The sequence below is a fragment of the Kitasatospora sp. NPDC048545 genome (assembly GCF_040651155.1).
Classification (GTDB): domain Bacteria; phylum Actinomycetota; class Actinomycetes; order Streptomycetales; family Streptomycetaceae; genus Kitasatospora.
This window is the reverse complement of the sequence record NZ_JBEZIQ010000001.1, coordinates 282176-304109: the sequence shown is the minus strand read 5'-3', so window position 1 is coordinate 304109 and position 21934 is coordinate 282176. Positions and strand designations below refer to the sequence as shown.

Below are 21934 nucleotides of genomic sequence, written 5' to 3'. Positions count from 1 at the left end.
GACAGGGACCGACCGGAGCAGGATGTGAAACCGACCGGATCCGACGTGAACCGACCGGATCGGGCCTGAACCGACCGGGCTCCGACCGGAACCGGAACCGAACCCCGGCCGGGCGGGGCCGGGCGGGGCCGGGCCGGACGCGCGCCCGGATCCGACCCGCCGCTACCCCGCCACTACCTCGCCGTGGCCCCCGCCAGGAACCGCCGGACGATCTCCTCCCCCGCTGTCACCCCCACCTCCCGGAGGGCGGTGACGCCGGGGGCCGTCCAGCCGCTGTCGGCGAGTTCACCGTGCCCGGGCCGCCATCCGGCGTCCGCCGCGAGCAGCAAGTCCGCGTCGAGCAGCGAGTCCCCGGCCGCGAGCACGGTGGTCGCGCCGCTGCGCCGTACGACTTCGGTGAGGGCGGCGCTCTTGGTGAGCGGCGCCGGGACCGCGTACACCTTGCTGCCCTGCAGCGAGACCGTCCAGCCACGCTCGGCGCACCAGCCGGTCAGCTCGTCCAGCCAGCCGGCCGGCAGTGCGGCGCGATCGACGACCAGGTAGGCGAAGGACTCGTCGGCGACTCGCCGCTTGTGCGTCCACTCCGGGTCGGCGCACACCGCGAGCCGCCGGACGACCTCCTCCAGCGGGGCCGAGCCGGCGGCTATCCGCGCGGTGATCTCGGCGCGCCAGTCCGGGTCCGGAACGCCGTCCACCAGCAGTTGCCCGCCGTTGGCGCAGATCGCGTACTCGGGGACCCGGTCCGGCGTCGGGCCGGGCAGCCTGACTCGCTCGTACTGCTCCGTCGTCCGGGTGGTGGTGGGGACGAAGCGGGCCTGCCGGGCGAGGTCGGTGAGCAGTCCGGCGGCCTGTTCGGTCATGTAGGACAGCGGCCGCCCCTGGTACACCTCGACGCAGAGCAGCCGCGGTGCGAGCCGGTCGGGGACGTCCAGGGCGAGCGCCCGGTCGGAGTAGATCAGCGTCCGGTCGAGGTCGCTGGCCACCAGAACACCCATCAGGATTCCCTCCCCTTCGGGGACGCCCCGTGCGTCCCCGACACCGTCGATTCCCCGGACCCCACCGATTCCGCCGACACCGTCGGTTCCCCGGACTCCACCGGTTCCGCCGACCCCACCGGTTCCGCCGACCACCCGTCGGCCCTGGTCGGCCCCGCCGACCGTCCGTCGGCCCCGGTCGCCCCGCGGCTGTACCGCGGGTGGATCAGGCCGACGCAGGTGTACGGCAGCCCGTCCACCTCCTCGACCTCGACGCCGCGCTGGGTGGCGAGCAGCCGGACGTGGTCCAGGTCGGCGCCGGCGCCGCGACGGGCGAGGATCCGCCAGGGGACGCGGCGCAGCAGCACCCGGGTGGTCTCGCCGACGCCGGGCTTGACCAGGTTGACGTTGTCGATGCCGTACTCGGCGCTGATCCGCTCGACGGCGGCCCAGCCGGCCCAGTCGGGCGCCCGGTCCGGGTCGGCGGCCAGCCGGTCGGCGCCCTCGACCGCCGGTGCGCGGACCTCTTCGAAGCACGCGGCCACGGCGTCCAGGAACACCGCCGAGACGTCGCTCCCGGCCAGTTCGGCGTAGTGCTTGGCCCCGTGGAAGTCGTCCGGGCCGATCAGCCCGGCCCGCAGGACGGTGCGCGAAACCAGCCCGGACACCGTGGAGTTGAGGCAGGCGGACGGGATGAGGAAGTCGTCCCGGGTGCCGTACGTACGCACGCAGCGGCCCGGGTCGGCGAGCACGGCGAGGTCCGGGTCGAAGCCGGTGCCGGCCAGCGCGTCGGCGAGTTCCCGGGTGATCGCGCCCTTGCCCGTCCAGCCGTCCACGAACACCACGTCCTGCGCGCGGTGGTGGGCCGCCAGGTACCGCAGGGCGACCGGGTCGATGCCGCGGCCCCGCACGATCGAGACGGCGTAGTGCGGTACGGACAGGCTGTGGGCGAAGGCCAGCCAGCGTCGGACCAGGACGCCGACGGGCGTGCCGGCCCGGGCGAGCGAGGCGAGCACCAGGCCGGGGCCGCGTTCGCGCAGCAGCGTCTCGGCGACGGTGGCGACGGCGAGCGCGATCCGGCGGGCGGAGCCGTGCAGGGCCTGGTGGAACAGCTCCTGGTAGGCGGGACTGGGCTGGTACTCGACCGGAAGCGACTCGGCGTAGTGCGCGCCGCCGTTCTGCACGGCCTCCTCGCGCTCCTCCGTGGGGGCTTCCAGTGCGACCCCGGAGAGGTCCTTGAGCAGCCACGCCACCTCCTCGGCCCGGTAGGAGGAGAACGCCGGCCCGTACAGCGGCGTCGGCAGCGCGGACGCCGACGGCACCGGCCCGTACAGCGGCGTCGGCAGCGCGGACGCCGACGGCACCGGACGGTGCGAGGGCAGCACCGCGAGCACCACCCGGTCGGTGACCTGCCGCAGCTGGCCGAGCAGCGACCGCTCGCCCCGGTGCAGCGCCGGGGTGTCGGCGACGTCGTCCACGACCAGCACGACGGCGTCGAAGCGCCGTGCCGGGTCGCTGCCGGGGGCGACGTTGTACGCGTAGCGCTCGCGCGAGGCGTCGTCCTGCGGGTCGTCGTGGGCGGGGAAGGCCAGCCGGGTGCGGATGGCGTAGCCGGGGTCGTCCACCGCGAGGACGGGCGAGCGGGTGGTGGTGGAGTACCGGACGCGGTCTCCGCCGAGCCGCTCGGCCAGGGCGTCGGCGAGGCGCAGCGGCGTGTACATCAGTTCCTCGGAGCCGAGCACCAGCACCCGCCGTGCCTCGGCGGGCAGGGCTTCGGCGAGCTGCCCGGCGAGCCGGGGCAGGGCGGCGTCCAGGCGGGCGCGGTCACGGGCGGTGAAGCCGTGCCGGCCGCCGTCCGGGAGTCCGGCGGGCCAGTCCAGTACGACCCGGGCCAGCGGCGCGGCGACGGCGCCGGCCGGGTCCGCGCCGACGTCGGCCGGGTCCGTGTCGGCCGTCGACATCTCCGCGATCAGCTGCTGGGCGCGGTCCAGGAGGTCCTCGGGCAGTTCGACGCCACCGTTCGCGGTGGCCACCAGGTCCAGCCGGACGCCGAGTCCGGTGGCGGTCTCGGCGAGCCGGTCCCGGTCGGCGGCGGAACGCAGGTCGACCAGGGCGACCACGACGTAGTGGGCGCGCGGGTGGCGGGCGTGCAGTTCTCGGATGGTGTTGAGGACCGTCCGTCCGGTCGAGAACTCGTCGTCGACCAGCACCAGCGGCCCGTCCCCGGCGAACAGGGCGGGGTCGGCGGGGAGCAGCAGGTGCGAGGTGGCGTGCGAGTGCTCCTCCTCGAAGCCGCCGAGCGGGGGGATCCCGGGCACCGGGCGGCGGGTGGAGTGCAGGTAGGGGGCGTCGAGGCCGTCGGCGACGCTGTGGCCGAGGCCGGTGGCGGTCTCCGCGTAGCCGAGCACGACGGCCCGCGCGGCCGCCTCTTCGCCGAGCAGTTCGCGGACTCTGCGGCCGAGGTCGAGTCCGGCGCCGTGGACGACCGAGGGGCGCTGCGGCACGTGTTTGCCGAGCACGTTGGAGACCAGCAGGTGGGCTCGCTTGCGGTTCTCCCGGAGGGCCAGGCCGACGAGTCCGGGGAGGCACTCGGAACCGGTCAGCACGATCCCGGTCCGGTCGGCGACCCAACGGCCGGTCCACGTCTGGGGTGTTGCTGTCACTACTGGTCCTGCCTTCGATGGTGCGATGGTGCGTTCGTCTTGTCCGGCTCGCCGGGCCCGGCCGGTCACATCCTCCCCTGCGTGCCCGGCCCGCCGAGCCCTCAAGCCCGGCCCCGCCCTGCGTGCCCGCCCCGACCCGGCATGCCCGCCCCTCCCCGGCGTGCCCAGCCCACCCCGCCCGGCCCGTGCCCTTTTCTGTCCGCTTCCTATCCGCCGTACGGGAACCGGAGGGAACGGCCGGGCCTCAACCACACAAACAGGCCGACAGCAGTTCCGCGAAGCTGACGTCCTCCCGGGCCACTCCGAACACCTCCGCCCGTAGCAGCACCCGCTCCGCCCAGGCCCGGTGCGGCCGGGCCTCGTTCATCTTGTTGGTGTACGCGGAGCGCAGCACCCCGCCGCCGTCCTGCTCCTGCCGGAGGATGTCGCGGGCGTCGCAGTACTCCTCGTGCGTGACCACGGAGAGGGCGTGCACGGCGGGCACGTGGCTGGGGTGGATGCAGGTCTTGCCGAGCAGGCCGTTGGCCCGGTCGAGTTCGACCTCCCGGATCAGCCCGTCCAGGTCGTGTTCGATGATCCGGCGGCGGACCTCCTCACCGGAGGTCCGGGTGGTGCCGCCGCTGCCGCCACCGGCACCGCCGACCGTGCCGCCGCCGGCGAACGAGCCTTCGGCGAACGGGGTGCGGCGCAGCTGGGGCTTGAACATCCGTTCCTGCACCGGGAAGTACTCCCAGACCGGCCCGGTGACGGTGTGGCCCGTGCCGTCCGCCCGGCCGAGCACGTTGACCACGTCTCCGATCACCGCCGCGACCAGCGCGACGTCGTACGCGGTGAGGTCGGGCGAGCGCCGCAGGCCGTACGCGGAGCAGAGGTCGGTGACGCCGAGGCGCAGGGCGAGCACCCGGTCCCGGTGCCCGGCGAGCAGTCCGGCGATGCCGAAGAGCTGCTCGCGGCGGGTCTCCAGGTGGGCCAGCTCGGGCGATTCCAGGACGGGCATGGCGAACAGCCGCCGTCCGGTGGCGGCTTCGGCGGCGGCGAGTGCGGCCAGGTAGGCGCCGCCGTTCTCCGGGGTGAACTTGGGCAGGACGAAACCGCTGAGCAGCTCGACGGCCGGACCGAGCCGCTCGGCGAGGTCGGGAATCTGGGCGGCGGCACGAACCCTGATGAAGAGGAGGGGATGACTCTGTGTGCAGTCGGTGAAATCCTTGACCAGGTCATTCAGCTGCTCGACCAGGTTCCGCTCCCCGGCGTCGACCTCGTGGTCGGCGATCGCGTCCTCCAGGCAGAGCACCATCGAGACCACGCCCCGAGCGGCCTGTTTGCGGATGTCGGCGGCGAGCGCGGGCCTGGTGGCGGGGCTGTAGAGGGTGCCGCCGAGCGCGGTTGCGAGCACCTCGGGCTCGCTCTGCGCGGTGAAGGCGCGCGGCTGTTCCACGAAGAGCCGGCCGCGTACGTCCTCGGCGAGGTGGCCGAAATGGCGCAAGGTGCTCTCCTCCAGGAGTGGACGGGCCTCCGGCCCCCTGCCGACGACGCCCCTGCCGACCGGACGACACCCTGGTCAACCGGCCGACCGGGCGCCCTGGTTCCCCGGACGCGTCACCCTCGGACGCCCCTCCGTCGAACCCCCCGGGGGCCTTTCGACCGCCCATCGTACGGACGGGATCCGGCCGCCCCCGGTTCCCCGGCACTGAACTCCCGGAACATCCCGGTCCACTTGGACGATCATGGGCTCCCGGGCGGCAAACCCCGGGAAGCGCAAGTCTTGGCAAAGTCCGACCCTACGCGAACCGGTCCGGTCACGTTGTCCGAAGGGGTGGCGAACAGGCAGGATGGTCCGCTATGACGCACGTGATGGCCAAGGGCGCCAACATCGCACTGCCGGCGGCGGCGGTCCGCGCCGTGCTGCGCTGGAGCGCCGCGCCCGGTGCGCCGGACGTGGACGCGTCCGCGCTGCTGCTCGGCGCGACCGGCAAGGTCCGTTCGGACGCCGACTTCGTCTTCTACAACCAGCCGCGCCACCCCTCCGGCCTGGTCCGCCACCTGCCCAAGCAGCAGACCTCCGGCGGCGCCGAGATCACCGACACGATCGAGGTCGAGCTGGGCAAGCTGCCCGCGGACGTGGACCGCGTGGTGCTGGCGGGCTCCTCCGAGGGCGGACCGTTCCGCACGGTGCCGGGCCTGCGGCTGCTGCTGTTCGACGCCACGGCCGGCGAGGGCGCGGCCGCGCTCGCCGAGTTCGAGATCAGCGACGCCGAGAGCGTCACCGCGCTGGTCGCGGGCGAGCTGTACCGGCGGTCCGGGTCCTGGAAGTTCCGGGCGATCGGCCAGGGCTACACCTCCGGGCTGATCGGTCTCGCCACCGACTTCGGCATCACCGTCGAGGACGAGGCGGCGGGCGCCGCTCCCGACCCGGCGCAGCTCCCGGCACCCGCCTCCACCGCCTCCCCGACCGGTGCGGTCGACCCGCGCAGCACCCCGCTGCCGGACCGGCGCCCGACCGCCCCCGAGCCGGGCACCTTCACCCTGGCCCCGGCCGTCCCGCAGCCGCAGGCCCCGGCCACCCCGGTCCCGGCCGCCGCCACCGCGGGCGCGTCGACGGGCGCTCCGTCGACCCCGCCGCCGCCCACGGCCCCGCCGAGCATGACGCCCCCGCCCACCGCGCCCCCGGCCGTCCCGCCGGCCCCGCCCACGCCGCCCCCGGGCCACCGGCCCGGCACCGGCTACGGCTACCCCCAGCAGCAGCCGGGTACGGGGTACGGCTACCCGCAGCAGCAGCCCGGCACCGGCTACGGCTATCCGCAGCCCACCCAGCCGTACCAGCAGCAGCCCGGTACCGGGTACGGCTACCCGCAGCCGAACCAGCCCGTCCCGCCGCAGCCGCACCCGGGCAGCTACGGCTACCCGCAGGCCGGCACCGGCCAGCAGCCGCCCGTCCCGCAGCCGCCGACGGCCCAGCCCCCCGCGCCCACCGGCGAGGAGTTCGCGCTGCCCCCGCAGGGCCCGCAGTTCCAGCCCCGCTGACGCCCGCCCCGGGGCGGCGGCCGCCCGACAGCGGCGGTCCCGCCCCGACCGCGCAGCGACGCGAACGCGCAGCAACCGGAAGGTGCAACGACCCGAACGCACAGCGACGCGAACGCGCAACGACCCGAACGCGCAACGACCGGAACCGGCCGGTCATCACGCGGCCCGGTGAGCCCCGAGCCGGACACCGAGACTCCCGCCCCCGCACCCGGCACCGCCCGGCCCCTCGCCGCCCGGCTCGTCAGTCGCCGCCCGACTGCCCCTTGTAGCCGCGCTGCCACTGCATCCCGAACCCGTACAGCCGGTCGATGTCCGACTGGAACCCGTTGACGTACCGCACCTCGCGGCGCACGGTCAGCTGGTTGTCGCCCGCGTTCTCGATCAGCACCACGGCGCAGGAGCGGGCCGCCCGGGCCCGCTCCTCCAGCTTGATCTCGATCCGCGGCCCGGTCTGCGGCACGATCGTCACGACCGCCTGCGACTGCTCGAAGGCCGGCGTGCCGTCGTAGATGTAGACGAAGATCAACAGTCGCTTGAACTTGTCCTTCTTCTCCAGGTTGACGTACATCGTCTCGCCCGAGGGCGCCCCGTACTGGTCGTCGCCGCTGAGCTTGACGTACGGCGCGTTCTGGAGGTCGCCGAAGAGGCCGCCGAGCGGCTGCACCACGCCCGTGGAGCCGTCGGAGAGTTCGTACATACAGGCCAGGTCGAGGTCGACGTTCATCGGCTCGTTGCCCTGCGGTGAGTCCGGCTCCAGCGGGCTGAGGATCCGCGGGCTGAAGAACCGCTTGACCGTGTCCCGGGTGCTCGGCCGGCCGGAACCGGCGCGCATCGACCAGTGCAGGTTGACGTAGAGGTAGCCGGTGGTGGCGGCCGACCCGGTGATCGCGTGCTGCGGGGCCGACTTGGTGAGTATGACCTTGTGCTGACCGCCCGGGTTGTCGAAGGTGTAGCTCCGGTCCCCGCGCAGGTACTCCCAGATCGAGACCATCCCGTCCTCTCCCCCCGCTCCCGCCAGGCGATCTGACGGTCCGCCGACCAATGATCGGGCATCGGCCCGGCCGACGGATACCCCGTCCACTTCCTCTCCTACCCCGTCCGGCCACCCACCGGTCACCGACCGGCCGGACCACCGGGCGCGCGAGGCGCGAAGCACCGGGCGCACGAGGCCCGCACCGCCGGGCGCACGGGCCCGCACCGCCGGCCGAAGGCCGAACCGCCGGACGCACGAGGCCCGCACCGCCGGGCGCACGGGCCCGCACCGCCGGCCGAAGGCCGAACCGCCGGACGCGCGGAGCCCCGACCACCGGGCGAACCGCGGGCGAACCGGTGGGCCGATTGGCAGGAGCAAGCCGCCCTCCCGTAACATGCCGCCACTTCGGACGCGATATCGTCTAGCCGCACAGGTGTCCCGTCCGCCCCTGCGCGGGCGCGGTGGGGCACGCCGTGCGGTGACGAACGATCCGTCAGGCAGTGCCCGCGCGGCGGGACCTGACCGCCTGTGTCGCACTGTGAACCTGTCCCCTGCGGAAACCCGAGGCCCGACCCGCAATGAACCTGACCTCCATACAGCTGGTCTGGACCGTCGTCGGCGGCGCAGCCCTGCTGTTCGTCGCCGTCCTGATGGCGACGCTGCGTTTCAAGAACTCGAAGAAGGACGAGGCGACCGACTCCTGGGAGCGCAGTGAGGAGCGCCGCCGCCGCAAGGAGATGATCTACGGCATCTCCTCGTACACGCTGCTGTTCTGCTGCGCCGGTGTCGCCGCCGCGCTGTCCTTCCACGGCCTGGTCGGCTTCGGCAAGGAGAACCTGGGCCTGGCCGACGGCTGGGAGTACCTCGTCCCGTTCGGCCTCGACGGCGCCGCGATGTTCTGCTCGGTGCTCGCCGTCCGCGAGGCCAGCCACGGTGACGCCGCGCTCGGTTCCCGCCTGCTGGTCTGGGTGTTCGCGATCGCCTCGGCCTGGTTCAACTGGGTGCACGCCCCGCGCGGCTTCGGCCACGCCGGCGCCCCGCAGTTCTTCTCCGGCATGTCGATCTCGGCGGCGATCCTGTTCGACCGCGCGCTGAAGCAGACCCGCAAGGCCGCCCTGCGCGAGCAGGGCCTGGTGCCCCGCCCGCTGCCGCAGATCCGCATCGTCCGCTGGCTGCGCGCCCCGCGCGAGACCTACGCGGCCTGGTCGCTGATGCTGCTGGAGAACGTCCGCAGCCTGGACGAGGCGGTCGAGGAGGTGCGCGAGGAGCGGCAGGCGAAGCTGGACGCCAAGGTCCGCGCCCGCACCGCCGACCGCCGCGAGCGCGCCGAGCTGAAGGCCATCTCCCGCCAGGGCGGCGGCATGCTGTCCCGGGCCCGTGGCGGCCGCCAGGTTCCCGCCCTCACGGCTGCCGGAGACGGCCCGAGCACTACGGAGCCTGCCCTAGCCGCGGAGTCCGACGCCACCACCTCGACCTCGCGGACCTCGGCGGGCACCTCCGACTCGTACGAGCCGGCTGCCCTGGACACCGGCCGCCGCGCCCGCGCCGCCGTCGGTTCCTCGTACTCCTCGTACTCCTCCCCCTCGACGTACTCGTCGTCGTCCTCCTCGACGTACTCGTCCTCCTCCTCGACCTCGTCGGCCTCGTCCTCGGCCTCCTCGTCGATCGACGCCTTCGGCTCGTCCCGGCGGAGCTCGTCCATCGACCTGACGGCCGACGACGACACCCTGTCGATGCCGAAGCTGGACTCGCTGGAGCGCAAGCTGCGCGCGATCGAGCAGCAGCTCGGCTGACCGCCCCTCCCGCAGGAACGGGAAACGGCCGCCCCCGGGAAACCCCGGGGGCGGCCGTTCTCGTGTGTGCGGCGGACTCGGCGCCGGTCCCGGCTACTTGCCGGAGCCGACCAGTTCCGGTTCCTCGTCCGCGCCCTCGCGCCGGTTGCGCAGGATCGACGAGCCGAGCGCGAGCCCGATGAAGGCGACGCCGATCAGGCCGGTGACGATCTCCGGGATGTGGTACTTGATCCCGACGAGCAGGATCGCCGCCAGGGCGCCGATCGCGTAGTGCGCGCCGTGCTCCAGGTAGACGTAGTCGTCCAGGGTGCCCTTGCGGACCAGGAAGACGGTCAGCGAGCGGATGTACATCGCGCCGATGCCGAGGCCCAGGGTGATCTGGAAGATGTCGCTGGAGATGGCGAACGCGCCGACCACGCCGTCGAAGGAGAACGACGCGTCCAGGACCTCCAGGTAGAGGAACAGGAAGAACGCGGCCTTGCCGGCGACCTGGACGACCGACTTGCCGGACTTCTCCGCCTCCTCCTCGCGCTCGGCCTCTTCCTCCAGGCCGGACTCGAAGATCGACGAGAGGCCGTTGACCGCCAGGTAGGTGATCAGGCCCAGGACGCCGGCGAGCAGAACGGTTTCGGCGTGCTCGGCGGCGAAGAAGCGGGAGGCCAGTACCAGCGAGACCAGGGCGATGACGGTGGAGAGGGCGTCGAGCTTGCCGATCTTCTCCAGCGGACGCTCCAGCCAGCTCAGCCAGTTGTGCTCCTTCTCCTCGAACACGAAGTCCAGGAAGATCATCAGCAGGAAGATGCCGCCGAAGGCGGCGATGGCCGGGTTGGCCGCTTCCAGGTACTGGCCGTAGGTGAGGCCCTCGTGGGTCTTGTCGGAATGCAGGGCGAGGTCGATGACGGTCGCGGGGTTGAGCTTCGCGGTGAGGCCGACGACCAGCAGCGGGAAGATCAGGCGCATGCCGAAGACGGCGATGAGCACGCCGACGGTCAGGAAGATCTTCTGCCAGTACGGGTTCATCCGCTTCAACACCGTGGCGTTGACCACCGCGTTGTCGAACGACAGGGAGATCTCCAGGATGGAGAGGATCAGCACGATGCCGAAGCCTTGGGCTCCCCAGAGCAGTCCGGCCGCGATCAGGCCGATGGCGGTGATCGCGAACGACCAGCCGAATGTGCGGAGGAACACGGGAGTTGGCTACCTTTCGGGTTCTGGCCGTGTCGGGGGCGGCCTCGTCCCCGAGACTCCCTGACCGGGCCCCGCCCGGTCAGGTCACCCCCGCACTGCCCTCAGTTCTCATGATCGGGTCGGGTGCGATGGTCCGATTTCCGCCCTTACTGTACGTTCACGCCGAAGTCGAGTGCGATGCCGCGCAGGCCGGAGGCGTACCCCTGGCCCACCGCGCGGAACTTCCACTCGCCCGCGTAGCGGTACAGCTCGCCGAAGATCATCGCGGTCTCGCTGGACGCGTCCTCGGACAGGTCGTAGCGGGCGATCTCCTGGCCGTCGACCGAGTTGACGACCCGGATGTAGGCGTTGCGGACCTGCCCGAAGTTCTGCAGCCGCGCCTCGGCCTCGTAGATCGAGACCGCGAAGACCACCTTGTCCGCCTGTGCCGGGACCAGGTCCAGGTTGACCAGGACCACCTCGTCGTCACCCGTGTCGTCGCCACCGGTGAGGTTGTCGCCCTGGTGCTCCACCGAGCCCTCGGGGCTCTTGAGGTTGTTGTAGAAGACGAAGTACTCGTCACCGAGCACTCGTCCGCCACCGCAGAGCAGGGCGCTCGCGTCGAGGTCGAACGGTGCGCCCGTGGTCGAACGGGCGGACCAGCCGAGGCCGATCTGGACCTGCGTCAGGTTCGGCGCGGCCTTGGTGAGCGAGACGTTGCCGCCCTTGGCGAGCGTGACCACCATGACGTTCTTCCTCCCTTGCTTCTCCCGGGGCGCCTTCCAGGTGTAGTCCCCCGCGGCCCCGGCCGACCGGCTCCGGTCGGCTGAACTTCCTGAACTCACATCCTCGCAGCGCGACGGGCCGTCGCGGCACCGGGTCGCACGAACCCCCGACCGGCCCGCGCGGTCCGTACGAACGGGCCGCGTACGGGGCCGCCCGCACACCCCGCGCGGACGGCCGCGGGCGCGAGCCCGGCGGCCCCGCGGGCGCCGGTACGAAACCGGGGCGGCCCGGACCTCCACGGTCCGGGCCGCCCCGGGTGAAGCGCGCGGCAGCGCGCCGACGCACGGTCGGACGAGGACTCAGACGCTGACGCCGAAGTCCTGCGCGATGCCCCGCAGGCCGGAGGCGTAGCCCTGGCCGATGGCGCGGAACTTCCACTCGCCGCCGCTGCGGTACAGCTCGCCGAAGACCATCGCGGTCTCGGTGGAGGCGTCCTCGGAGAGGTCGTAGCGGGCCAGCTCCGCGTTGTCGGCCTGGTTCACCACACGGATGAAGGCGTTGCGCACCTGGCCGAAGTTCTGGCCACGGCTCTCGGCGTCGTAGATCGACACCGGGAAGACGATCTTCTCCACGTCCACCGGGACGCCGGCCAGGTTGACCTTGATCGCCTCGTCGTCGCCCTCACCCTCGCCGGTGCGGTTGTCGCCGGTGTGCTCGACCGAGCCGTCCGGGCTCTTCAGGTTGTTGAAGAAGACGAAGTTGCCGTCCGAGCCGACCTTGCCCTGGGCGTTGCAGAGCAGTGCGCTGGCGTCCAGGTCGAAGTCCGTCCCGGTGGTGGTCCGGACGTCCCAGCCGAGGCCGACGATCACTGCCGTGAGCCCAGGGGCCTCCTTGGTGAGCGAGACGTTGCCGCCCTTGCTGAGGCTGACTCCCACGTGTCCTCCAAGAATCGGGAGGCACGCCCTGTGGTGGTGCCCCCGGTGGTGCGGTCCGGGGCCCCGGGAGCGCACCGGCTCCCGCTCCCCACCCCGCCAACGGCCCGAGCGTAGTACGCGGTTCCCGTCCGCAGCGCGGTTGCGGCCGGACACGGCCGCCGGGCACCCGGGCGGCCGGGTGCCGGGCCCGCGCCGGACGGCCGGGGCGGGCCCCCGGGGCGGCGCTCAGAGCGCGGCGAGGACCCTGAGGTACTCCTGCTCGTCCCGGGCGTCCGGGAGGCCGTTGACGACGCTCCAGCGGACCGTGCCGGCCCTGTCGACCACGAAGGTGCCGCGCAGCGGGCAGCCCCGCTCCTCGTCGAGGACGCCGTACGCCCGGGTGACCTCGCCGTGCGGCCAGAAGTCGGCGAGCAGCGGGAACTCCAGGCCCTCGCGGTCGGCGAGCACGCGCTGGGAGAACTGCGAGTCGCAGGACAGGCCGAGCACCTGGACGTCGTCGTTCTGCAGCCCGGCCAGCTCCCGCTGGATCGCGCCGAGCTCGCCGGTGCAGACGCCGGTGAAGGCGAACGGGTAGAAGACCAGGACGACGTTCTTCTCGCCGCGGAAGTCGGCGAGCCGGACCGACTCCCCGTGCTGGTTGTTGAGCTCGAAGTCCGGAGCCTGGGTGCCGACCTCGACGGCCATGGGCGGGACCTTTCTGACGCGACCGGGCCGCGCGGCGGGGCGCGGCTGGCCACATCCTCGCATTCGTTTACGGGCGTTCCGCCGAACGGATGAGGCGGGCCCGTCGGGCACCCGACTCCTTTCGCCCTGGGCGAACGCGCCACCGCCCGTCCCGAACACCACCCGGCCCCGGCCCAAGCACCACCGCAGCCCGACCCGGCCCGAGCACCACCGCGGCCCGACCCCGGCCCGACCGCCGCCGGAGCCCGCCGCCCCGGCCCGGCCCGGCCGCGACGCAAAAGCGCCGGGCCCCGACGGAGCGTGACTCCGTCGGGGCCCGGCGAGGGGCTTCAGAACCCGTTCAGCGCTTGCCGGCCGGCTTCGCCGTGGACTTGGTTGCGAGCCGGGTGGCCGCCCAGTCCTTGGCGATGTTGATCGAGCTGGTCTGGGAGAGGCCGGCGGTGCGCGCCGCCTCGTTGATGTCCGAGGCCTCGATGTGGCCGTCCCGCCCGGTCTTGGGCGTCAGCAGCCAGATGACGCCGCCCTCGGCGAGGTACTCCAGCGCGTCGACGAGGGAGTCGGTGAGGTCCCCGTCGTCGTCGCGGTGCCACAGCAGGACGGCGTCAGCGACGTCGTCGTAGTCCTCGTCGACGAGATCCGCGCCGGTGACCTCCTCGATGCCTTCGCGGAGATCCTGGTCAGTGTCTTCGTCGTACCCCAGCTCCTGGACGATCTGGCCGGCCTCGAAGTTGAGACGGGCCGCCGGGTTGGACTTGTCCGCGGGGTCCGCGGTCGCGCTCACGGGAATAACCTCCAGTATTCGGCTCGGCGTCCATGCCGAGGCTGTGGCCGTAGTCCACACGGGCGCGGCGGTTCGCGCAAGTACCCGACCCCCGATCCCCTCCAAAGGTTGACGTGTCGCACCGGGACACGCCGCTGGACGTGGCGCGAATCACACCGATTTGCCCTTCTCTGCGTGGGACAAGGATGCTTCGGGTGGTCCCGGCCCACAGGCCGTACGCGTGCCCGAGATGCGAACGGCATTCGGGGTCCGCGCGTGCGCGGGCGTAGAGTCTCCTGTTGGCCCTCACCCCGGCCGCCCGCCATCGGGCGGACGGGACACCAGGTCGGACCACCTCTTTTCGTAACACCCGGGGGTGTGCGGAGCGGACGAAGACGCTCGCGCCGCGCACCACCAGACCGTTCCGCCCACCAGGCGGAATGGTTACCGATCGGTAGAGATGACGGATCTCCGAGCGCGGTAGCACGATGGAGGCGGCGCGACACACCTCTAGTTTCGACCGACAGTGAAGGAACAGCGTGGCTTCCGGATCCGATCGCAACCCGATCATCATTGGCGGCCTTCCGAGTCAGGTCCCGGACTTCGATCCCGAGGAGACCGCGGAATGGCTGGAGTCGCTCGATGCGGCCATCGACGAGCGGGGGCGTGAGCGTGCCCGTTACCTGATGCTGCGGCTGATCGAGCGCGCCCGCGAGAAGCGTGTCGCCGTGCCCGAGATGCGCAGCACGGACTACGTCAACACCATCGCCACCAAGGACGAGCCGTTCTTCCCCGGCAACGAGGAGATCGAGCGCAAGATCCTCAACGCGACCCGATGGAACGCGGCCGTCATGGTCTCCCGGGCACAGCGCCCCGGCATCGGCGTCGGTGGCCACATCGCCACCTTCGCCTCCTCCGCGTCGCTCTACGACGTCGGCTTCAACTACTTCTTCCGCGGCAAGGACGCCGAGGGCGAGTCCGGCGACCAGATCTTCTTCCAGGGCCACGCCTCCCCCGGCATCTACGCCCGCGCCTTCCTGCTGGACCGACTCACCGAGCAGCAGCTCGACGCGTTCCGCCAGGAGAAGTCGAAGGCCCCGTACGGCCTGTCCAGCTACCCGCACCCGCGGCTGATGCCGGACTTCTGGGAGTTCCCGACCGTCTCGATGGGCCTCGGCCCGCTCGGCGCGATCTACCAGGCGCGGATGAACCGCTACCTGGAGCACCGCGGCATCAAGGACACCTCCGACTCGCAGGTGTACGCCTTCCTCGGCGACGGCGAGATGGACGAGCCCGAGTCGCTCGGCCAGCTGTCGCTGGCGGCCCGCGAGGGCCTGGACAACCTGACCTTCGTGGTGAACTGCAACCTGCAGCGCCTCGACGGCCCGGTCCGCGGCAACGGCAAGATCATCCAGGAGCTGGAGTCCCAGTTCCGGGGCGCCGGCTGGAACGTGATCAAGCTCATCTGGGACCGCAGCTGGGACCCGCTGCTCGCGCAGGACCGCGACGGCGTGCTGGTCAACAAGCTGAACACCACGGTGGACGGCCAGTTCCAGACCTACGCCACCGAGTCCGGCGAGTACATCCGCGAGCACTTCTTCGGCTCCGACCTGCGCCTGCGCAAGATGGTCGAGAGCATGACCGACCAGCAGATCCAGCACCTGGGTCGCGGCGGCCACGACCACAAGAAGATCTACGCGGCGTTCAAGGCGGCCCGCGAGCACAAGGGCCAGCCGACGGTCATCCTGGCCCAGACGGTCAAGGGCTGGACGCTGGGCCCCAACTTCGAGGGCCGCAACGCCACCCACCAGATGAAGAAGCTGACGGTCGAGGACCTGAAGCGCTTCCGCGACCGGCTGCACCTGCCGATCACCGACAAGCAGCTCGACGAGGGCTACCCGCCCTACTACCACCCGGGCCGCAACTCGGAAGAGATCCAGTACATGCACGACCGCCGCAGCGAGCTGGGCGGCTACGTGCCCACCCGCAAGGTGCGTCCGCGCAAGCTGGAGCTGCCCGGCGACGACGCGTACAAGGCGGTCAAGAAGGGGTCCGGCAACCAGACCATCGCCACCACCATGGCGTTCGTCCGGGTGCTCAAGGACCTCATGCGGGACAAGGGCATCGGCAACCGCTTCGTGCCGATCGCGCCGGACGAGTACCGCACCTTCGGCATGGACTCGCTCTTCCCGTCGGCGAAGATCTACAACCCGCTCGGCCAGACCTATGAGTCGGTCGACCGGGACCTCCTCCTCGCCTACAAGGAGTCGCCGACCGGCCAGATGCTGCACGACGGCATCTCCGAGGCCGGCTGCACCGCCTCGCTGATCGCCGCCGGCTCCTCCTACGCCACCCACGGCGAGCCGATGATCCCGGTGTACGTCTTCTACTCGATGTTCGGGTTCCAGCGCACCGGCGACCAGTTCTGGCAGATGGCCGACCAGCTGGCCCGCGGCTTCGTGATCGGCGCCACCGCCGGCCGCACCACCCTGACCGGTGAGGGTCTGCAGCACGCCGACGGTCACTCGCACCTGCTGGCCTCGACCAACCCCGGCGTCGTCGCGTACGACCCGGCGTACGGCTTCGAGATCGCGCACATCGTCCAGGACGGTCTGCGCCGGATGTACGGCTCCAGCGCCGAGCACCCGCACGGCGAGGACGTGTTCTACTACATGACCGTCTACAACGAGCCGATCAAGATGCCGGCCGAGCCCGAGAACGTGGACGTCGAGGGCATCCTCAAGGGTCTGCACAAGTACGCGCCGGGCACCGCCGGCCAGATCCCGGCCCAGATCCTCGCCTCCGGCGTGGCCGTGCCGTGGGCCCTGGAGGCCCAGCGCATCCTCGCCGAGGAGTGGAACGTCAAGGCCGACGTCTGGTCCGCGACCTCCTGGAACGAGCTGCGCCGCGACGCGGTGGAGGCCGAGGAGTTCAACCTGCTGCACCCCGAGGAGCAGCAGCGCGTGCCGTACGTCACCCGGAAGCTCCAGGGTGCCGAGGGCCCGTTCGTCGCGGTGTCCGACTGGATGCGCGCGGTGCCGGACCAGATCTCCCGCTGGGTGCCGGGCCAGTACCAGTCGCTGGGCGCGGACGGCTTCGGCTTCGCCGACACCCGCGGCGCGGCCCGTCGCTTCTTCCACATCGACGCGCAGTCGGTCGTCCTGGGCGTGCTCACCGAGCTCGCCAAGCAGGGCAAGATCGACCGCTCGGCGCTGAAGGACGCGATCGACCGCTACCAGCTGCTGGACGTGGCCGCGGCCGACCCGGGTGCCGCCGGCGGCGAGGCCTGATCGCCCGCCCGGTCTAGGCAGTGAAGGGCCGGACTCCTCCGGGAGTCCGGCCCTTCGTCGTTCCACGCGGTCCGTCCGCCGGCACGGCCGGCCGGCGGACGGACCGCGTGACGAGCCGCGTGACAAGCCCGGTGCCCACCCCCGCGGCATCCCCGGCCGCTTCTCCCGCCGCCTCTCCTCCGCCCCGGCCGCGGGGACGCCCCGCGGGCAGCACGACGGCCCCGGACTCCGCCGAGTCCGGGGCCGTCGCGTACGGGCGGGCCTCAGATGTGCACGGCCGGGCCCGCGTCGGTGGTGCCCCGGCGGGTGAACAGGCCGAGCAGGGCGGCGGCGAAGGCCACCACGGAGGCGACCGCGAAGGCGAGCGACATGCCGCTGACGAAGGACTCGTGGACGGCGCCGGCCATCGCGTCCACCACCTGCTGCGGGGTGCCGGGCGGGGCTGGCGGCGCGATGCCGAGCTGGGCGGCCTGCTTGAGGCCCTCGGCCTGCGGGCCCTCGACGGGCGGCAGGCCCGCCCCGGCCCAGTTGCCGGGCAGCACGTCGCCGACCTTGGCGGCCATCAGCGCGCCCAGCACCGCGGTGCCCAGGCTGCCGCCGACCTGCATCGCGGACTGCTGCAGGCCGCCCGCCACGCCGGACAGCTCCAGCGGGGCGTTGCCGACGATCACCTCGGTGGCACCGACCATGACCGGGCCGATGCCGAGGCCCATCAGGACGAACCAGAGCGACATCACGCCGGTGCCGGAGCCGGTGTCCAGGGTGGACATGCCGAACATCGCGGTGGTGGTGATCAACATGCCGGCCACGATCGGGATCCTGGGGCCGAGCTTGCCGATCGCGATGCCGGCCAGCGGCGAGCCGACGATCATCATGCCGGTCATCGGCAGCAGGTGGACGCCGGCGTCGACCGGCTTCATCCCGTGCACGTTCTGCAGGTAGAAGGTCACGAAGAAGATCGCGCCGAAGAACGCGAAGGCCATCAGCACCATCAGCAGGACGCCCGCCGACAGCGGCACCGAGCGGAACAGGCTGAGCGGGATCAGCGGCTCGCGCGCCTTGCCCTGCCAGAGCGCGAACAGCACCATCAGCACCACCGCACCGCCCAGGAACAGCAGGGTCCGCGCGTCGCCCCAGCCCCACTCGGGGGCCTTGATGATGCCGAAGACCAGCGCGAACATCCCGACCGACAGCAGCACGATGCCGGGCACGTCGAAGGACTTGGCGGCGTTCTCGGCCCGCACGTCCCTGAGGACCCACAGGCCGAGCGCCAGCGCGATCAGGCCGACCGGGATGTTGATGAAGAACACCGACTCCCAGCTGACGTGCTCGACCAGCAGGCCGCCGACGATCGGGCCGGCCGCGGTGGAGGCGCCGATCACGCCGCCCCAGATGCCGATGGCCATGTTGAGCTTCTCGGCCGGGAAGGCCCCGCGCAGCAGGCCGAGCGCGGCCGGCTGGAGCAGCGCGCCGAACAGGCCCTGCAGGACCCGGAAGGCGATCACGGTCCGGATGTCGCCCGCGAAGCCGATCGCGGCCGAGGTGGCGGCGAAGCCGACCGCGCCGACCAGGAAGGTGTTCCGGTGGCCGAACCGGTCGCCGATCTTGCCGGCGGTGATCAGGAAGACCGCCAGGGCGAGCAGGTAGCCGCTGGTGACCCACTGGATCTCGGAGGGCGCCGCGTGCAGCTTCTCCTGGATGACCGGGTTGGCGATGGCGACGATCGTGCCGTCCAGGGCGACCATCATGACGCCGACCGCGACGGTCAGCAGGGTCAGCCAGGGGTGCCCCTTGAAGCCGCCCCCGGACGGTGGCATCGGTGGCGGCGGGGCGTCCGCCTCGGAGTTCTTGACGACGGACTGGCTCATCTGGGCCCTCCGGGGGCATGGCTCGGTCGGAACGTGGTCGTGGCGCCCCGGCCCACCCGTCCCCACAGGTGCCCCGGCCCGACGGGCGCCACTCGCGGCAGATTATGTCAGTCGCTGACATTCGGCAAACAGTGACTTCTGGCCATTACTGACATTTGTCAGAACGCTAAGGTTGTGCTCCCACCAGAAACACCCAGCGCTCCGGAAGGCCCCGCCATGGCCGCTCACACCCCCCACCCCACCGGCACCCCGGAGGACCTCGGGCGGACGCCCGGACTGCGTGAGCGCAAGAAGCAGCAGACCCGGGACGCCCTGGTCCAGGCCGCCCACGTGCTCTTCCTCGGCCAGGGCTTCTCCCGGACGACCGTCGACGAGATCGCCTCCGCCGTCGACGTCTCCCAGCGCACCTTCTTCCGCTACTTCGCCAACAAGGACGAGGTCGCGCTCGCCGTCATGGCCGAGGCCGAGGACTACTTCATCGAGTGCCTGCGCCACCGCCCGGCCGAGGAGACCCCGCTGCAGGCCCTGCGCGCCTCGATCGTCAAGGCCTGGCGCGACCTCGGGAACGCCAGGGAGTCCGGCCCCGGCTCGATCACCAGCGCGCTCGAACTCATGCGGATGATCGAGGACGCGCCCACCCTGCTCGCCGCCCACCTGCGCCGGGTCACCGAGCAGGAACGGATCGTCGTCCGGGTGCTCGCCGAACGCGAGGGCCTCGACCCGCGCGAGGACCTGCGCCCCGCCGTGCTCGCCGCCGTCTTCGGCAGCGTGCTGCGCGCCGCCCACCTGTCCTGGACCGCCGACCGCGAACCCGAGGGCCCGGAAGGCATGATCACCCTGATCGAGCGCCACTTCGACCAGCTCGGCCCGGCCCTGACCGGCCACTGGCGCACCTGAGCACCCGCACGGCCGACGGGGCACCAGCCCGCCCGGGCACCCGCGTCATACCCGGGTAGCACCCCGGATCCCGGCCCCAGGTCGGACGCCGGACGGCCGCCGCGCCCCTAGTCTGACCGGATGATCGACTCGTCCCCCGGGTCCGGCCCCCTCGACGCGGCGCGGGCCCTGCTCAGCACGCTCGTCCGACCGTCCACCGACCACACCCCGTTCCTGGCCCAGTCCTCCCGGCCGTGGGTCCGCCACCTCCCGTACGTCCTCGCGGTGGCCGCCATCTCCTCGCTACTGCCCAGCGGGATCAACGTGATGGCCAACGACTACGGGATCAACGGCGGGCTCGCCGGCGCCCTCGCCGTCGCGCAGACCGCGCCGCTGCTGCTCGCGGTGAGCCGGCCGCTGGCCGCCTGGTGGATGATCGGCGGCACCGGCCTGCTGGCCGCCCTGCTGGTCCTGACCACCGGGACCGGGACCGCCGGCCTCTGGCCGTGGACCGCCACCGGTCTGGTCGGCTACCTCCTCCTGATGGTCCCGCTCTCCCTCCGCGAGCCGCGACGCACCCTGATCGCGGTCTGGCTGGTCACCGCGGGCTGGAGTGCCGCCCTGTCACTCGCCGCGACGGGCTCCCGCTACACCGGGGACAACGTCCTCCTCGTGATCGCCCTGACCGGCGCCGTCCTGGTGCTCGGCGGAGCCCTGCGGGAGAGCGCCGAGGCCCGCCGGCTGCTCAGCGAGCAGGCGCAGATCAGCGAGGTGGAGCGCGAACGGCGCACCCTGCTGGAGGAACGCGCGCGGATCGCACGGGAGTTGCACGACGTGGTGGCCCACCACATGTCGGTGATCGCGGTCCAGGCCGCCAGCGCGCCCTACCGGATCCCCGACGTACCGGCCGACGCCGCCGAGGAGTTCACCGCGATAGCCGGCACCGCCCGGGAGTCGCTCGCCGAGATGCGCCGACTGCTGGGCGTGCTGCGCAGCGAGGAGTCCGGCGGGGAGAAGGCCCCGCAGCCCGGCGTCGGCCAACTCGCCCAGCTGGTCGAGACGGTGGGACGGGCCGGAGTGCCGGCCGAACTGACGGTGGACGACGGGCTGGTGGAGACGGTGCCGCAGGCCGTCGGCCTGTCCGCGTACCGGATCGTCCAGGAGGCGCTGGCCAACGTGGTGCGGCACGCCCCCGGCGCGCAGGCCTGGGTCTCGCTCTCCTCGGACGGCCCGGCGCTGCTGGTGACCGTGGTCAACGGGCCGCCGCCGGAGCGCACCGAGTCGTTGGAGGCGTCGGCCGAGGGCACCGGGCACGGTCTGGTCGGAATGCGTGAACGCGTCCGGCTGGTCGATGGCAGGCTGGACACCGGCCCGCTGCCGGACGGCGGCTTCAAGGTGGCCGCCGTGCTGCCCCTCGGCACCTCCGACAACACCCCACGGGAGCCCACCGCATGACCATCCGCGTGATCATCGTCGACGACCAGGCCATGGTGCGCGCGGGCTTCGCCGCCCTGCTGAACGCCCAGAGCGACATCGACGTGGTGGGCGACGCGGCGGACGGCGCCCAGGCCCTGGAGGTCGCCGGCCGCACCCACCCCGACGTGGTGCTGATGGACGTCCGGATGCCCGTGATGGACGGCCTGGAGGCCGCCCGACGGCTGCTCGACCCGGCCACCGGTCCACGGGGAGGAGGGGGCGCACACCGGCCCAAGGTGCTGATGCTGACCACCTTCGACGTGGACGACTACGTCTACGAGGCGCTGCGCGCCGGGGCCAGCGGCTTCCTGCTCAAGGACGCCCCGCCGGCCGACCTGATCGCCGCGGTCCGGGTGGTCGCGGCCGGCGAGGCGCTGCTCGCCCCCTCGGTGACCCGCCGGCTGATCGAGGACTTCGCCCGCACCCGCCCCGCCAGGCGCCACGACCCCAAGGTGCGACTCAACGGCCTGACCCCGCGCGAGACCGAGGTGCTGGAGCTGATCGCCCGCGGCCTCTCCAACCAGGAGATAGCCGCGAAGCTGGTGCTCGCCGAACAGACCGTCAAGACCCACATCGGACGCATCCTCGCCAAGCTCGACCTGCGCGACCGCGCCCAGGCGGTGGTGCTGGCCTACGAGTCCGGCCTGGTGACCCCCGGCCAGTAGGGGGGGACATCCCCCTGATACCCGGGTAGCACCCGGGAGTTGGCCCCGCGGTGTGACGCCCGC

At 72.3% G+C, this 21934-nt stretch carries 16 protein-coding genes; 6 read left to right on the top strand and 10 right to left on the bottom strand.

Going from position 1 to position 21934, the window contains the following annotated elements; genetic code table 11:
- Positions 1-173: 173 nt before the first annotated feature.
- The 3 genes from AB0D10_RS01545 to AB0D10_RS01535 all read right to left on the bottom strand — a co-directional run bounded on the left by AB0D10_RS01545 (position 174) and on the right by AB0D10_RS01535 (position 5120).
- A complete protein-coding gene (locus tag AB0D10_RS01545; RefSeq protein ID WP_360249378.1) occupies positions 174-995 on the bottom strand; it encodes an HAD family hydrolase in 822 nt (273 codons plus the stop codon).
- Complete coding sequence (locus AB0D10_RS01540; protein WP_360249375.1) at positions 995-3637, bottom strand: phosphoribosyltransferase; 2643 nt, start codon at positions 3635-3637, stop codon at positions 995-997. The genes AB0D10_RS01545 and AB0D10_RS01540 overlap by 1 nt, the downstream gene beginning before the upstream one ends.
- Before the next feature lie 244 nt (positions 3638-3881).
- Positions 3882-5120, bottom strand: coding sequence for an HpcH/HpaI aldolase/citrate lyase family protein (locus tag AB0D10_RS01535; RefSeq protein WP_360249372.1), 1239 nt, complete (start codon positions 5118-5120; stop codon positions 3882-3884).
- Between the two features lie 356 nt (positions 5121-5476).
- On the opposite strand from AB0D10_RS01535, the gene AB0D10_RS01530 reads away from it, so the two are divergent.
- Positions 5477-6658: a TerD family protein gene (locus tag AB0D10_RS01530; protein WP_360249369.1), complete on the top strand. Its 1182-nt coding sequence runs from the start codon at positions 5477-5479 to the stop codon at positions 6656-6658.
- A 241-nt stretch (positions 6659-6899) separates the two neighbouring features.
- Here the strand turns inward: AB0D10_RS01530 and AB0D10_RS01525 are convergent, their stop codons facing one another.
- The gene (locus AB0D10_RS01525) at positions 6900-7649 is read right to left on the bottom strand and encodes a Tellurium resistance (protein WP_360249366.1); all 750 of its coding nucleotides are present in this window, start codon (positions 7647-7649) and stop codon (positions 6900-6902) included.
- Positions 7650-8209: 560 nt separating this feature from the next.
- Between AB0D10_RS01525 and AB0D10_RS01520 the strand changes: the two genes are divergently transcribed.
- A complete protein-coding gene (locus AB0D10_RS01520) occupies positions 8210-9424 on the top strand; it encodes a DUF2637 domain-containing protein (protein WP_360249363.1) in 1215 nt (404 codons plus the stop codon).
- Between the two features lie 93 nt (positions 9425-9517).
- Here the strand turns inward: AB0D10_RS01520 and AB0D10_RS01515 are convergent, their stop codons facing one another.
- From AB0D10_RS01515 to AB0D10_RS01495, 5 genes are all read right to left on the bottom strand, one after another.
- Positions 9518-10612 carry a DUF475 domain-containing protein gene (locus tag AB0D10_RS01515; protein WP_360249360.1) on the bottom strand — a complete coding sequence of 365 codons (1095 nt, stop codon included), beginning with the start codon at positions 10610-10612 and terminating at the stop codon, positions 9518-9520.
- A gap of 146 nt (positions 10613-10758) precedes the next feature.
- Positions 10759-11337: a TerD family protein gene (locus AB0D10_RS01510; RefSeq protein ID WP_360249357.1), complete on the bottom strand. Its 579-nt coding sequence runs from the start codon at positions 11335-11337 to the stop codon at positions 10759-10761.
- A gap of 339 nt (positions 11338-11676) precedes the next feature.
- A complete protein-coding gene (locus tag AB0D10_RS01505) occupies positions 11677-12252 on the bottom strand; it encodes a TerD family protein (protein WP_360249354.1) in 576 nt (191 codons plus the stop codon).
- Positions 12253-12477: 225 nt separating this feature from the next.
- Complete coding sequence (locus tag AB0D10_RS01500; RefSeq protein WP_360249351.1) at positions 12478-12936, bottom strand: peroxiredoxin; 459 nt, start codon at positions 12934-12936, stop codon at positions 12478-12480.
- A gap of 340 nt (positions 12937-13276) precedes the next feature.
- A complete protein-coding gene (locus tag AB0D10_RS01495) occupies positions 13277-13717 on the bottom strand; it encodes a DUF3052 domain-containing protein (RefSeq protein ID WP_360249348.1) in 441 nt (146 codons plus the stop codon).
- A 518-nt stretch (positions 13718-14235) separates the two neighbouring features.
- Here AB0D10_RS01495 and aceE point away from each other — a divergent pair.
- On the top strand, positions 14236-16986 hold the full coding sequence (gene aceE / locus AB0D10_RS01490; RefSeq protein ID WP_360249345.1) for a pyruvate dehydrogenase (acetyl-transferring), homodimeric type: 2751 nt from the start codon (positions 14236-14238) through the stop codon (positions 16984-16986).
- 263 nt (positions 16987-17249) lie between these two features.
- Here aceE and AB0D10_RS01485 read toward each other — a convergent pair whose 3' ends face one another.
- Positions 17250-18803, bottom strand: a complete 1554-nt coding sequence (locus AB0D10_RS01485) for an MFS transporter (RefSeq protein WP_360249723.1) — start codon at positions 18801-18803, stop codon at positions 17250-17252.
- Positions 18804-19070: 267 nt separating this feature from the next.
- Between AB0D10_RS01485 and AB0D10_RS01480 the strand changes: the two genes are divergently transcribed.
- From AB0D10_RS01480 to AB0D10_RS01470, 3 genes are all read left to right on the top strand, one after another.
- Positions 19071-19751, top strand: coding sequence for a TetR family transcriptional regulator (locus tag AB0D10_RS01480; RefSeq protein ID WP_360249342.1), 681 nt, complete (start codon positions 19071-19073; stop codon positions 19749-19751).
- Positions 19752-19871: 120 nt separating this feature from the next.
- The gene (locus AB0D10_RS01475; RefSeq protein WP_360249339.1) at positions 19872-21185 is read left to right on the top strand and encodes a sensor histidine kinase; all 1314 of its coding nucleotides are present in this window, start codon (positions 19872-19874) and stop codon (positions 21183-21185) included.
- Positions 21182-21871: a response regulator transcription factor gene (locus AB0D10_RS01470; RefSeq protein WP_360249336.1), complete on the top strand. Its 690-nt coding sequence runs from the start codon at positions 21182-21184 to the stop codon at positions 21869-21871. Before AB0D10_RS01475 ends, AB0D10_RS01470 begins: the two co-directional genes overlap by 4 nt.
- Positions 21872-21934: the final 63 nt, after the last annotated feature.